The following is a 13,397-nucleotide window of genomic DNA, read 5'->3' as shown; positions in this document are numbered from 1 at the left end:
GCAGCCGAACGCCTTCACCTCGTGGACGCCGGTTCGCGGGTCAGGATGACGACCGGATTCTCGGCACGCAGAGTTCCCAGATCCACCAGACCGCGGTGGTCGGCGCCCGACAACGCATCGGTCCACGTGCCCGTCGGCAGGGTCAGGGTTGTCGCCGCCGCGCGCTCGGCGTGCAAGCTGTGCGTGAATCGTGCGGTCACCACTATCACGCGCGGATCGTCCTCGCCGACGACGCCGCGACCGAAGGCGATGGTGTGGTCGCCGGCCGGCCCGTCGGCCGGAATCGGCCGGTAGTCGCCGCCGGGGTCGAACGCGGGCAGATGCCGGCGCCGTACCTGCAGTGCGGTGCCGACCAGCCGTGTCTTGGGGTGCGCGGTCGAGCGCTGGAAGTCGACAGCTCTCCGGTTGTCGGGATCGACCAACGAATCCTCGAACCATTCGGTGCCCTGATAGATGTCGGGAACCCCGGGACCCAACAATGCGATGGCCTTGCGTGCCAACGATTCCTGCCGCCACGCCGGGGCAATCCGGTGCACCAGCCCGCCGATCAACTCGGCGGCCGGGCCCGTGGTGAGCGTGACGATCCACTCGTCGAGCGCCGTCTCGAACGCCTCGTCCACCTCGGTCCACGTCGTCTGCAGCCCGGACTCGCGAGCGGCCTTGCGGGCGTATGCGCACAGCCGATTCTGCAGGTCGGCGGTCACCCTTCCGTCGACGGGCCAGACGCCGATCACATTCTGCAGCAAGAAGTATCCGGTGAGACGATCCGGCGGCGGAGCGATGCCCCATATCCGGCGGACCAGCATCGACCATCGTTCGGGGACCTGGGTCAGCAGTGCGATGCGCGCACGGACGTCTTCGCCGCGCTTGGTGTCGTGGGTCGACGATGCGGTCATCGATCGCGGCCACTCGCCGGCGCGGACCACGTTGTGTTGGTGGAACGTCGGCAGTGAGACGGCCGGATCGGCCGGGTCACCACCTACTTCCTGGGCCGACACCAGTCTCGCGGTCCGGTAGAACAGGCTGTCCTCGACGCTCTTGGCCGTGACCGCACCACACGTCTGGGCCAGCCGGGAGGTGGGTGCGCCCGGGGTCGAGGTGGCTCGGACGATGAGCGCCAGCGCGTTTCGGAGGTCGGGCCGACGTTGCGCGATCTGTCCGGCGATTCGCACCAGGCGGGGTCGCAGGGACGGATAGTCGGCGCGGTACACGCCCAGATCGGCGATCAATTCGGCGACGGCATCGGCGACCCCGGCCGAGTCGGCGGTGGGATCGGAATGGGTGAGCGCCCGTACCAGCCGGCGATGCTCGGCAGGGAACTGCTCGGCCAGGGTGGTGAGTTTGCGGTGCCGCTGCGCATCGTGCAACCAGTGCGTGTCACCTGGCACGCCGGTGGCGTGTTCGTGGATCTCGCTGAGCTCGGCGACGCCCGGCGGGGCGGTGAACACCGCGTCGATCATCCGCAGCTGGTCGTAGCCGGTGGTCCCGTCGACCGGAAGGGTCGGTTCGAGGGATTCGTCGGCGGCGAGGATCTTCTCGATGTACAGCAAGCGGTCGGTACCGATATCGCCGCGTAGACGTTCGAGGTAGGCCATCGGATCCCACAGGCCGTCGGGATGATCGACTCGCACCCCGTCGATGAGGTCGGCGTCGAGCAGTTCACGGATCCAGGCGTGTGTGGCGTCGTAGACGCTGTCGTCCTCCTGTCGCAGACCGGCGAGTTCATTGACGGTGAAAAAGCGCCGATACCCGATGATCCCGGAGTCCCACGGCACCAGCCGATAGTGCTGCCGCTCGTGCACGTCGATTGCGGTACCGCCGAGTGTGCCCGGCGCGGTGGGGAATTCGTGGTCGTAGTAATGCAGGATGCCGTGGGGGTCGACGGTCAGCGGGCTCAGGTCACCGTCAGAGGCGAGTATCGGGAGAGCCAGCCGGCCGTCACTGCCGTTGTCGGAGGAGAAGTCCGCGTCGAAATACCGGGCGAAGCGGGAGCCGGGACCGTGGCGCAAAAGGTCTGCGAACCACGGATTGTGCAGTACGAGAGCAACTCCGGTGTGATTGGGCACGATGTCGATGAGGATTCCGATGCCGAGTGCGCGGGCGGCGGCCCGCAAGGCATGGAGGCCGTCGTGGCCGCCCAGATCGGGCGACACCTGTGGTGGTGGCACCCAGTCGTAACCATGCGTGGAGCCGGGCATCGCGGTGCCGATCGGGGAGAGGTAGAGGTGACTGACCCCCAGATCGGCCAGATGCCCGAGTATTCCGATCACGTCGACGAATCCGAATTCGGGGCTCAGCTGGACCCGATAGGTCGCGACCGGCTCCGGACGGTTCGTCATCGCTCAGTGCTGCTTGCGCAAGACGAGTAGGGATCGGGATCGCACCGCGAGCGTGCTGCCGCCGTCGAGGTCCTCGACGTCGGACTCGCCGGTGGGGTGGGCGGTGTCGAGGACCGCGGTCCAGCCCGACTCGAGTACCGGTGGCAGGGTGAACTCGATCGGTTCGTAGTGGGCGTTGAAGCAGATGACGAAGCTGTCGTCGACGATCTTCTCGCCGCGATCGTCCTTCTCCCCGATACCGTTGCCGTTGAGGAACACCGCGAGGCTCTTGCCGAATCCGCTGTCCCAGTCAGCGGTGGTCATCTCCTCACCCGACGGGGTCAACCACGCGATGTCCAGATACTGCTGGCCCCACCGGATCGGTTTCCCCGCGAAGAAGCGGCGCCGACGGAACGCCGGGTGCTTGGTGCGTAGGGCAATCGCCTTGCGGGTGAATTCGAGCAGGTCGGCGTTCTCTTCGGCCAACGACCAATCCATCCAGGACAATTCGGAGTCCTGGCAGTAGACGTTGTTGTTGCCCAGCTGGGTTCGGCCGATCTCGTCGCCGTGGGCGAGCATCGGGATGCCTTGGGACAGAAATAGCGTCGCGAGGATGTTGCGCTGCTGGCGGGCGCGCAGCTCGTTGATCTCGGGATCATCGGTGGGACCTTCGACGCCACAGTTCCACGAGCGGTTGTGGCTTTCCCCGTCGCGGTTGTCCTCACCGTTGGCCTGATTGTGTTTGTCGTTGTACGACACCAGATCCCGCAGGGTGAAACCGTCGTGTGCGACGACGAAGTTGATGCTGGCCAGGGGTCGCCGGCCGGTGGCCTCGTATAGGTCGGAGGACCCGGTCAGGCGAGAGGCGAACTCGCCAAGGCTGGCCGGCTCGCCGCGCCAGTAATCACGAACGGTGTCACGGTATTTGCCGTTCCACTCGGTCCACAGCGGCGGAAAGTTGCCGACCTGATATCCGCCCTCGCCCACATCCCAGGGCTCGGCGATCAGCTTGACCTGACTGACCACCGGATCCTGTTGCACGAGATCGAAGAACGCCGACAGCCGGTCGACGTCATGTAGTTCCCGCGCCAGGGTGGAGGCAAGATCGAAACGGAAGCCGTCGACGTGCATCTCGAGTACCCAGTACCGCAACGAATCCATGATGAGCTGCAGCGTGTGCGGATGACGGCCGTTGAGGCTGTTGCCGGTCCCGGTGTAGTCCATGTACATCTCGGGGTTGTCGTCCACGAGACGGTAGTAGGCGGCGTTGTCGATGCCGCGGAAGGAGATCGTCGGGCCAAGGTGGTTTCCCTCGGCGGTGTGGTTGTAGACCACGTCGAGGATCACCTCCATACCGGCCTTGTGGAACTCGCGGACCATCGCCTTGAACTCGGTGACGGCGCTACCGGGCTGGTCGTGGTTCGATGCATACTCGGCGTGCGGCGCGAAGAAGCCGTAGGTGTTGTACCCCCAGTAATTTCGCAAACCCTGGTCGAGTAGTACGAAGTCCTGCATGAACTGGTGAACCGGCATGAGTTCGATCGCGGTCACGCCCAGCGACGTGAGGTGATCGATGATCACCGGATGGGACAGACCCGCGTAGGTCCCGCGCAGATCCTCGGGGATGTCGGGATGTGTCGCCGTCATCCCCTTCACATGGGCCTCGTAGATCACCGTCTGGTGGTAGGGCAATCCGGGTGAGTGATCGTTCTGCCAGTCGAAGAACGGATTGATGACCACCGACAACATGGTGTGGCCCAGCGAATCCAGTTGTGGCATCGAGGGTGTCGGCGGTGAGTCGTCGGGTTCGCGCCGGGTGTTGTCGGCGGAATCGGCCACCGAGCCGGCGGCCGCCGGCGATGCGTCGTCGGTGTCGCCGGTCTTCTCGGTGGTCGGCGGCGACGCCGGGGTCGGGTGTGGTCCGGATTCATCGGCGGGTTCGTCCGCCGCGGTTGTGCCCTCGGTCGGGGTCTGTGGGACCTTGCCGTCGTGGGCGCCGATCTCGTCTATCCCGGTGTCGTCTGTCCCGGTCTCGTTCGTTCCGGTCTCGTCTGGCTCGGTGTCCGGCAGCGGATAGGAGAACAGTGACGCATCCCCGTCGAACTGTCCGTGGTAGGACTTGCCATATGGGTCGAGTAGCAGTTTGCTTGGGTCGCAACGCAATCCGCTTGCCGGATCATATGGCCCGTGGACGCGATAGCCGTAGAACTGGCCAGGCACGACATTGGGCAGATAACAGTGCCAGCAGTAGCCGTCGACCTCCTCGAGACGGATTCGGCGTTCGGACCCGTTCCGGTCGATGAGGCATAGATCGACTGCCTCGGCGACCTCCGAGAACAGTGAGAAGTTGGTGCCCACCCCGTCGTAGGTGGCGCCCAGCGGGTAAGGCTGGCCCGGCCATACCGGAATGGGGGCTGGTTCGGGAGCGACCAGTGCTTCGGTGTGCGTCTCGTCGGCGATGAGCTGTTCGGCCGAGTGTGGTCGCTTGCTGTCGTGTAACGGGGCCGCTGTGGTCGCCGTGTCGGGCTGATCAGAATCGGACTGATCGATGTCGGCCGCGACGGCGTCGGCCTGGTCATCGGCGGTTGGCGGTACGGTCATGCCCACCTTCCTGTGTTCATGTACCGACAGTAGCCGCGATGCGGTCGGCGTTCATCTCGGAACCGTCCGGCCGGTGACGGCGATGCGGGTGACGAAGATGCCGAGTGGGGTCGGCGACCGGAATCGTCGTCGTGCTCATGGCCCCCCTCGGATCGTCCAGGGCAGCGCCCGACCGATCTGAGCACCCAGTTCGTCGGTGAGGCTGCGCACGTAGGTTGCGCTCAGGTGATGCCAGTCCTTGTAGACGATGATGTTTCCCACGATTGCCGGACATCGCGTCGGGGTGCAGAGTCCGTTGGAGAGATCGAGCGGGTGGAACCTCGGATTGGTGGCTGCCAGTGCGGCCGCGGGATCGGTCGCGTTCAGTGCCGATGCCCGGTCCGTCCCGCATGATTCGGCGTTGCCGCCGTCGGCCAGGCAGGTCGGGGTGTCGGTGGCGCCCGCGGCGCTGTGCGGCCAGGGTGTGTCCCGGATTCCGAGCACCGGGATACCGGCACCGGTGAACCGTTCGAACACCGGGACGTACGTGGACGGCAGGATGTCGCCGGGGGCGCCCGTTTGCGGGCGGGTGGAGTTGGTGAAGACGGCGTCGGGACGGTCGGCGATGACCTGCGGGATGACACGCTCGACCCAGTCATGACATTGCGGGTAGGGCACCCCGTTCTGCATCCGGGGTAGCTCTTCGGTGGAGAGCGGGCACCCCATCTTGAGGTAGGTCGTCACTCGGAAGTGCTGTGCCTTGCCCAGCCGATCGAGTGCGCTGATCCACATCTCCGCGTGTGATCCGCCCGCGAGCGCAATGGTCCGGGCCGCGGTCGGATCGCCGTATACGCCGACGTGGATTGCCGGGTCCTCGAAGCTGCTCATGTATCCGTCGGTCGAGGTCATCGGGTAGTCGCGGATGACTTCCAGCGGTGTCGGTTGTGGATCGAGGGCGGGTACCGGCGCTCCGTTGAGCAGGGCGCGCGCCCCCGGATACTCGCGGGGATCGAGGTTGGCGGTGTCGACGGTGAGGTTGGCGACGTGCCGGTGCCATACGCCGATCGCGGCGGCCCCGGACACGCTGAGTATCACCAGGATGGTGGTGACCATTGCCGTGTAGGAAAGTCGGTGGCCACGGACCGACCACGCTCGGGCGGCCGCCGTGCGGCTCGGGGCGCCGGCCCGCAACGGATCCTCGACATAGCGTTTGGTCAGCCACGCCAATGCAATCGACACCGCCAGCAGCCCGGCACCGTCGAGGAACGATGCGTGGTTCTTGCCGCGCCAGTTGAGGTAGAAGATCAGCAGCGGCCAGTGCCACAGATACAGCGCATAGGCGATGGTCCCCAGCCACACCGGGTACTTCGAGGCGAGCATCCGGTTGAGTGGGGGCAACGTGTCGCCGGTCTTGACGTGCCGACCACCGGTCGCCCGCCCGATGACCGCAGCCCCTGACCAGATGATGAGCACCGTGGAGCCGACGGGCACCAGCGCCCACGGACCCGGGTAGGCGTCGACGCCGTCGATCCACCAGCCGCAGGTGACGATCAAGACCAGTGCCACCGCGGTGGCCAGGTTCCGCAGGGATCGCGGGGCCCGCCATCGTGGCATCCACACCGCGAGCAGCCCACCGGCCAACGGTTCCCATAGCCGCGACAGTGTGTCGAAGTAGTTCCATTGCTGGTTCACGCCCATGCGCATGGTTGCCCAATAGAACGAGACCGCGGCCGCACCGAGCAGGCCGAGGCCGACGAACACCCGAATCGTCTGCGGCGTCGCGATCGGCGCCACGACGCGCCCGCATAGTTTGAGCAGGCCCGCGAAGGCCAGCGCCACCAGTAACGTCCCGAGGAAGAATTGGCCTTGCATCGACATCGACCAGATGTGCTGCAGCGGACTGTTGGCCGAACTGGCGGCCAGATAGTCCTGCGAATTCAGCGCCAGATACCAATTCTGGTAGTAAAGGGCACTCGCCGTGACCTCATGGCCGATTCCGGCCCAACGAGTCTGTGGGAGGACCAGCACCGTCAGGGCCAGTACCGCGATCAGCACCGTCAGTAGTGCAGGCAGCAGGCGCCGGAGCAACCGGCTCAGCCGTGGCCACGGACTCAGGGTCTCCCGGAATCCCACATCGGTGGACTGGCTGGCGATGGTGTGACGCAACAGCGAGCCGATGAAGAAGAATCCGGACAACGTCAAGAAGACGTCGACACCGCCGGAGACCCGACCGAACCAGATGTGGAAACAGGCCACCAGGGTGATGGCGATGCCGCGCAGACCGTCGAGATCGGTGCGGTAGACCGGCAGCGGCGACGGCGCCGGGTGGGCGTCGGCGTGGGGGGCCTGCGTGGTGGCCACGGCGGGAACTTGGTCTTTCGTACGGGGCTGGACAGACATATGCAACCTCGACGCTACCGGTATGCGCGGCGATCGGGGGTGTGTCGGCGCGCGCCGGGTGCGCAATGGTGTCAGGGATCGATCAGAGGCTTCCGGCCATCGGTGCGCGGCTGCGGGCGCCGTCGATGATGACTGCGAGCGCGTCGGTGAACTCGGCGGTGAAGTCTCGTTCGGTCGGGCCGGTGACGCCGAGTCGTTCCATCTGTGCGCGGGTCTGCTCTTCGATGGTGAGGCCGATCACCACCTGGCACACCGCGGTGGCGACCGCCCGCGCGCCGTACAGGTCGAGTCCGCCGGTCGTGGCGATCGCGGCGACGTCGTCGGCGACCGCGCGGTCGGACAGGCCGCTGGCCCAGCTGGACGACACCACCTCGGCGCTGTCGGGCACGCTCAGTAGTGCGGCTCGCATCCCGGTTGCCAGCACTTCGAGCCGTTGGTCCCATGGGAGACCTGGGTCGGGTCGGGCGAGCGCGCCGAGGATGTCGTCGGCGAGTGCCGCGAGGAGGGTCTGCTTGTTGGGGAAATGCCAGTACAGGGCGTTGGGGCGGACGCCGACCTCGCTCGCGAGCCTGCGCATGGTGAGGTCGGCGAGGCTGTGCTGGGTGAGGACGTCGCGGGCCGCGGCGAGGATGTCGGCGCGGCTGTTGCTCATCCGCCCAGCGTAGAGGCCTCGCGCGGCACGCCGCCCACCAGGCCCTGTACGACGTACAGGAGTGCCTGTACAGTGTCCAGGGGTCGGGCGGTCCGAGGACCGCTGCTCCCGATTCTCACGAAGGACCACCCGTGGATCACCACAGCATCAGCCGGATCGATGCCGCGCACATCTGGCATCCCTACGGTGCGATCCCGGCGCCCACCGAACCGCTCGTCGTTCGCGGCGCGTCCGGGGTGCGCCTGCACCTGGCCGACGGCCGCGAGGTCGTCGACGGAATGAGTTCGTGGTGGGCGGCGATCCACGGGTACCGCCATCCGGTCCTCGATGACGCGGTCCGGCGTCAACTGGACTCCATGTCGCATGTGATGTTCGGCGGCCTCACCCATGAGCCGGCCGCCCGGCTGGCCGAACTTCTCGTCGAGCTCACTCCCGAACCGCTGGAGAAGGTGTTCTTCTGCGATTCCGGCTCGGTCTCGGTGGAGGTCGCGGTGAAGATGGCGTTGCAGTACTGGCGTGGACGCGGCCGGCCCGACCGGACGCGGCTGCTGACCTGGCGGGGCGGCTACCACGGCGACACCTTCACACCGATGAGCGTGTGTGACCCCGATGGCGGCATGCACCAGATGTGGAGCGACGTACTGGCACGGCAGATCTTCGTGCCCGCCCCGCCGGAAGTCGCCGACGACGCCTACGTCGCCGCACTCGACGACGTGGTCGCCGCCCGTCGTGATGAACTCGCGGCGATCATCGTCGAACCCGTCGTGCAGGGCGCCGGAGGCATGCGGTTTCACGATCCGTCCCACCTGCGGGCGCTGCGACGCATCTGCGACGAGCACGGCGTGCTGCTGATCTTCGACGAGATCGCCACGGGATTCGGCCGCACCGGATCGTTGTTCGCCGCGCATCTTGCCGACGTCGCTCCCGACATCATGTGCGTCGGCAAGGCTCTGACCGGGGGATATCTGACGCTCGCCGCGACACTGTGCACCGCCGAGATCGCCGCGGTCATCAGTGCCGGTGAGGCGGGCGGACTGGCCCACGGGCCCACGTTCATGGCCAATCCGCTGGCGTGCGCGGTCGCGGTGGCCTCGACGGAGTTACTGATCTCGGGTGGCTGGCGCGAGGACGTCGCCCGGGTGAACGCCGGCCTGCGCGCCGGGCTGGAACCACTCCGGTCGGTCGACGGTGTCGTCGACGTCCGCGTCCTCGGCGCGATCGGCGTCGTCGAACTCGACACCCCCGTGGACATGGCGGCCGCCACCGCGGCCGCCGTCGACTCCGGTGCGTGGCTGCGGCCGTTCCGCACGCTCGTCTACGCCATGCCCCCGTTTATCAGTTCCGCCGCCGATGTCGAGCAGATCGCGACCGGTATGCGGGCCGCGGTCGGTGCCTCACTGGACGCAACACGAGAGGTGGTGTCGCGATGACGGCCCTACACCCCGCACCGGCCTCGATGCCGCGGACACCTGGCGAGCACGCCGCCGGTACCGCACTTGCTTGGTTGTCGGACGACCAGCGCGCCACCGTCGAGGCTGGCCTGCACCGGGAGCCGTTCGTCCGTGCCGCCGGCGCCGAGCTGGTGAACCTCGCCTCCAACGACTACCTCGGGTTGTCCACCAATCCGGCGGTCCTCGCCGGTGCGCACGACGCCGTGGCGCAGTGGGGCGCCGGGGCGACGGCGTCGCGACTGGTCGCCGGCACCACGCGCGCACATGTCGACTTCGAGAGCGAGATCGCCGCATTCCTGGGTTTCCCTGCGGCCCTGCTGTTCTCGTCGGGCTACCTCGCCAACGTGGGTGCGATCACCGCACTCGCCGGGCGCAGCGACCTGATCGTCAGTGACACCGGCACACATGCGTCACTGATCGACGGATGCCGGCTCTCACGGGCCCGGGTCGTGGTCGTCGAGCGTGGGGATCACCGTGCCGTCCGCGCTGCTCTTGCCGATCGGGCGGAACGGCGGGCGCTGGTCGTCACCGACTCGATCTACAGCGTCGACGGTGCCGCCGCCCCGGTGCGTGAGCTCTACGACGCCGCCCGGGCGCACGCGGCGGCTTTGCTGGTCGACGAGGCACATGCACTGGGTGTGCGGGGCCCGGGTGGGCGCGGGGTCGTCGCCGACGCCGGCCTGTCCGGTGCGCCCGACCTCGTGGTCACCGCCGTCGCATCGAAATCCCTTGGCGCCCAGGGCGGTATCGTGCTCGGTCCGACGGTGCTGCGCGATCACCTCATCGATCGGGCCCGCACCTTCATCTTCGACACCGGGCTCAATCCGGCCGCAGTCGGTGCGGCGCGCGCTGCGCTCGGCGTCCTGCGCGCCGATCCGCAGATCCCGGAAAGGCTGCGCCACAACGTCCTTCGCATGGCCCACCGATTGGGCGTCGACCTGCCGACCGGGCCGGACGGATCACCGGAGACCTCCGCGGTGTTGTCGGTGATTCTCGGCGACCCGCAACGGGCGGTCGCCGCCGCCGCCGCGTGCCGGGCCCGGGGGGTACTCGTCGGATGTTTCCGTCCGCCGTCGGTGCCGGCGGGCACCTCGCGGCTGCGGCTGACGATGCGCGCCGACCTCGACGCCGCCACCGTCGACCGCGCTGCCGACGTGGTGGGCGCCGCCTTGGGTGAAGTGGGGGCGAGGTGACGCGCACGCACACCGGGCCACCACAGGTTTCCGGTTCTACGCTCGTAGTGACCGGCACCTCGACCGATGTCGGCAAGACGATCGTCACCGCCGCGCTCGCGGCGGCCCTCGCCGCCCGCGGCACCGACGTCGCGGTGTGCAAGCCGATGCAGACCGGGGTCGGCCCGCAGGAGCCGGGTGACCTCGCGACCGTCACCGCACTCGCCGGGAATCTGCCGACCCTCGAATGCGTCCGCTACCCCGACCCGCTGGCTCCCGAGACCGCCGCCCGTCATGCCGGCCTGGCCCAGGCAGATCCCGGAGACGTGCACCGCCGGATCGCCGGATTCGCTGCGCAGCACCAGATGACCATCGTCGAGGGTGCCGGCGGGGTACTGGTGCGACTGGGTCCCGGCCACACGATCCTCGATGTCGCGACCGCACTCTCGGCGGCGGTCCTCGTCGTCGTCGCGCCGGATCTGGGCACTCTCAATCATGCCGAGCTGAGCGTGCGTGCCATCCGGTCGGCGGGCTTGACGCCGGCCGGACTCGTGATCGGATCCTGGCCGCAGACACCGGATCTCGCGATGCGTTGCAACCTCGAGGACCTGCCCCGGCTGACCGGCGTACCGGTCGTCGGCGCGCTGCCCGCCGGCGCCGCACGACGCGACCGTGCCGCCTTCACCCGCGCTGCACCCGGATGGTTCGACGCCGGGTGGATTGCGACCCTCGCCCCCGCCTCGGGAGCACCGACCCAGCCCCAGCCCGCCACGACCCAGCCCGCCACGACCCAGCCCGCCACGACCCAGCAAGGAGTTCTCCCATGACCCAGGCACCCGAACAGACCGTCACCACACGAGCCGATACGGCGACCGACGACATCCTCGCCCTCGCGCGCACGCAGGTTCTCGAACGCGGCGAGCCGCTCACCGGCGACCAGGTGCTCCGTGTGCTCCGGCTCGGCGACGACCGGCTCACCGAACTGCTGCAATTGGCCCACGACGTCCGCATGCGCTGGTGCGGTCCCGAGGTCGAGGTCGAGGGAATCATCTCCCTCAAGACCGGCGGGTGCCCTGAGGACTGCCACTTCTGTTCGCAGTCGGGCCTTTTCGCCTCACCGGTGCGCAGTGCCTGGATCGACATCCCGTCGCTCGTGGAGGCCGCCAAGCAGACCGCCAAGACCGGCGCCACCGAGTTCTGCATCGTCGCCGCGGTACGCGGACCCGACAAGCGGCTGCTCGCGCAGGTCGCTGCGGGCATCGAGGCCATCCGCAACGAGGTCGACATCCAGATCGCCTGCAGCCTGGGCATGCTCACCCAGGAGCAGGTCGATGCGCTCGCCGAGATGGGCGTGCACCGCTACAACCACAATCTCGAGACCGCGCGCAGCCACTTCCCGAACGTCGTGACGACCCACACCTGGGAGGAACGCTGGGACACCCTGCGCATGGTGCGCGATGCGGGCATGGAGGTCTGCTGCGGTGGCATCCTGGGCATGGGGGAGAGCCTCGAACAGCGCGCCGAGTTCGCCGCCGACCTCGCCGCCCTCGAACCCGACGAGGTCCCGCTGAACTTCCTGAACCCGCGACCGGGCACTCCATTCGGCGATCTCGACGTCTTGCCCGCCGCCGAGGCACTCAGGGCCGTGGCCGCCTTCCGGCTGGCGCTGCCGCGCACCATCTTGCGGTTCGCCGGCGGCCGCGAGATCACTCTCGGTGATCTCGGCGCGAAACAGGGCATCCTCGGTGGCATCAACGCCGTCATCGTCGGCAACTATCTGACCACGCTGGGCCGGCCGGCCGAGGACGATCTCGACCTGCTCAACGATCTGTCGATGCCGATCAAGGCGCTCAACGACAGCATCTGACGCGCACGACGACCGGGGACACGGCACAAGTGGTTAGGCTCGCAGGGTGAGTGGAGTGATGAGGTCAACCGCAGCGACGGCAGACGCGACGGGTACGGGCACGCCGCCGATCCCGGGACCGCTGGATCCGCCCTGCCGTTACGGCGTCTACACCGGTATCGAGCTCGAGATCCAGTCACCCGAGGCCATACCCCCCGCGGCCCGGCTGGGGCTGGAGCCGCCACGGTTCTGCGGCCAATGCGGGCGGCGGATGGTGGTGCAGGTCCGCCCCGACGGGTGGGATGCCCGGTGCTCACGCCACGGTGGCGTCGACTCCTCCCGATCGGGTCACCGGTGACCGCGCCGACCCGAACGCGCCTGCCGCATCGCACGCCGGCGATCCTGGTCGCCGCGGCTGTGGTCGTCGTGGTCCTCGGAGTCGTCGCGGGCGGTGTGTGGGCGGTTCTCACTCCGGCGATGACGGCTGTCAAGGGCTACACGCGTGTCATCGCCGTCGACAGTATTGCCGGGGTGTCGGCCTTTGCGTTCGTCATGCTCGGTTACGGCGCGATCGCGGCCGTGCTGGTCTGGATCGTGGCGTCGGCCTGGCGTGGGCTGCCCGGTTACGGGGTCGTGTTGGTGTCCACCGTTGTCGGTTCGGGCATCGCCGGGTGGGCGGGCACGCTGATGGCCGCCCGCCGATTCCCCGACCCGGATTCTTTCTCGGTCGGCCAGAGCTTCCGGGCCGCACCCGACCTGTGGCTTGACGGGGCGACGCGCGGATCCCCCAGCGGTGCATGGGCTCTGGTGGTCTGCGCGCCCTTGGCCGCGACGCTGGTCTACCTGGTGCTCGCACTCGTCAGTCGCCATGGCGACCTCGGGGTCGGCGACGCCCCGCCGGAAGTGGCCGAGGCGCCGTTGCCTGCGGCTCCGGGATTGCCCGGGCAAGGCCACTGACCAAAAACGTCGCCCGGGTGA

General features: G+C 68.0%; 10 protein-coding genes. 6 read left to right on the top strand and 4 right to left on the bottom strand.

Translation table 11 applies throughout. The annotated features are described in order from the left end of the window. Positions 1 to 14 precede the first annotated feature (14 nt). The 4 genes from treY to ACPXB3_RS06335 form a co-directional block, all read right to left on the bottom strand. The gene (gene treY / locus ACPXB3_RS06350) at positions 15 to 2,339 is read right to left on the bottom strand and encodes a malto-oligosyltrehalose synthase (RefSeq protein WP_425727084.1); all 2,325 of its coding nucleotides are present in this window, start codon (positions 2,337 to 2,339) and stop codon (positions 15 to 17) included. Between the two features lie 3 nt (positions 2,340 to 2,342). Continuing rightward, the gene (gene glgX / locus ACPXB3_RS06345) at positions 2,343 to 4,919 is read right to left on the bottom strand and encodes a glycogen debranching protein GlgX (RefSeq protein ID WP_425705752.1); all 2,577 of its coding nucleotides are present in this window, start codon (positions 4,917 to 4,919) and stop codon (positions 2,343 to 2,345) included. Between the two features lie 135 nt (positions 4,920 to 5,054). After that, positions 5,055 to 7,259, bottom strand: a complete 2,205-nt coding sequence (locus ACPXB3_RS06340) for an acyltransferase family protein (RefSeq protein WP_425727082.1) — start codon at positions 7,257 to 7,259, stop codon at positions 5,055 to 5,057. 121 nt (positions 7,260 to 7,380) lie between these two features. Continuing rightward, a complete protein-coding gene (locus ACPXB3_RS06335; RefSeq protein ID WP_425705750.1) occupies positions 7,381 to 7,950 on the bottom strand; it encodes a TetR/AcrR family transcriptional regulator in 570 nt (189 codons plus the stop codon). A 131-nt stretch (positions 7,951 to 8,081) separates the two neighbouring features. Here ACPXB3_RS06335 and ACPXB3_RS06330 point away from each other — a divergent pair, with 131 nt between their 5' ends. Genes ACPXB3_RS06330 through ACPXB3_RS06305 form a run of 6 tightly spaced genes read left to right on the top strand, consistent with a single transcriptional unit; the run spans position 8,082 to position 13,376 of the window. Beyond that, positions 8,082 to 9,380: an adenosylmethionine--8-amino-7-oxononanoate transaminase gene (locus ACPXB3_RS06330; protein WP_425727080.1), complete on the top strand. Its 1,299-nt coding sequence runs from the start codon at positions 8,082 to 8,084 to the stop codon at positions 9,378 to 9,380. After that, positions 9,377 to 10,594 carry an 8-amino-7-oxononanoate synthase gene (locus tag ACPXB3_RS06325; RefSeq protein WP_425727078.1) on the top strand — a complete coding sequence of 406 codons (1,218 nt, stop codon included), beginning with the start codon at positions 9,377 to 9,379 and terminating at the stop codon, positions 10,592 to 10,594. The genes ACPXB3_RS06330 and ACPXB3_RS06325 overlap by 4 nt, the downstream gene beginning before the upstream one ends. A 47-nt stretch (positions 10,595 to 10,641) precedes the next feature. Continuing rightward, positions 10,642 to 11,400 (top strand): dethiobiotin synthase, encoded by a 759-nt coding sequence (bioD, locus tag ACPXB3_RS06320; protein WP_425727076.1) that lies wholly within the window; start codon positions 10,642 to 10,644, stop codon positions 11,398 to 11,400. Next, positions 11,397 to 12,440 carry a biotin synthase BioB gene (bioB, locus tag ACPXB3_RS06315; protein WP_425727074.1) on the top strand — a complete coding sequence of 348 codons (1,044 nt, stop codon included), beginning with the start codon at positions 11,397 to 11,399 and terminating at the stop codon, positions 12,438 to 12,440. The genes bioD and bioB overlap by 4 nt, the downstream gene beginning before the upstream one ends. 58 nt (positions 12,441 to 12,498) lie before the next feature. After that, positions 12,499 to 12,777, top strand: coding sequence for a hypothetical protein (locus ACPXB3_RS06310; RefSeq protein WP_425705745.1), 279 nt, complete (start codon positions 12,499 to 12,501; stop codon positions 12,775 to 12,777). Continuing rightward, positions 12,774 to 13,376: a DUF2567 domain-containing protein gene (locus ACPXB3_RS06305; protein WP_425705744.1), complete on the top strand. Its 603-nt coding sequence runs from the start codon at positions 12,774 to 12,776 to the stop codon at positions 13,374 to 13,376. Before ACPXB3_RS06310 ends, ACPXB3_RS06305 begins: the two co-directional genes overlap by 4 nt. Positions 13,377 to 13,397 lie beyond the last annotated feature (21 nt).

It is taken from the genome of Gordonia sp. DT219 (assembly GCF_049847065.1).
Lineage (GTDB): Bacteria > Actinomycetota > Actinomycetes > Mycobacteriales > Mycobacteriaceae > Gordonia.
This window is presented reverse-complemented; position numbering and strand designations above follow the sequence as displayed.

What these genes read in the sequence shown, in the direction of transcription:
- treY (WP_425727084.1), bottom strand. Translation starts at nt 2,339, where the DNA reads ATGACGAACCGTCCGGAGCCGGTCGCGACCTATCGGGTCCAGCTGAGC.
- glgX (WP_425705752.1), bottom strand. Translation starts at nt 4,919, where the DNA reads ATGACCGTACCGCCAACCGCCGATGACCAGGCCGACGCCGTCGCGGCC.
- ACPXB3_RS06335 (WP_425705750.1), bottom strand. Translation starts at nt 7,950, where the DNA reads ATGAGCAACAGCCGCGCCGACATCCTCGCCGCGGCCCGCGACGTCCTC.
- ACPXB3_RS06325 (WP_425727078.1), top strand. Translation starts at nt 9,377, where the DNA reads ATGACGGCCCTACACCCCGCACCGGCCTCGATGCCGCGGACACCTGGC.
- bioB (WP_425727074.1), top strand. Translation starts at nt 11,397, where the DNA reads ATGACCCAGGCACCCGAACAGACCGTCACCACACGAGCCGATACGGCG.
- ACPXB3_RS06310 (WP_425705745.1), top strand. Translation starts at nt 12,499, where the DNA reads ATGAGGTCAACCGCAGCGACGGCAGACGCGACGGGTACGGGCACGCCG.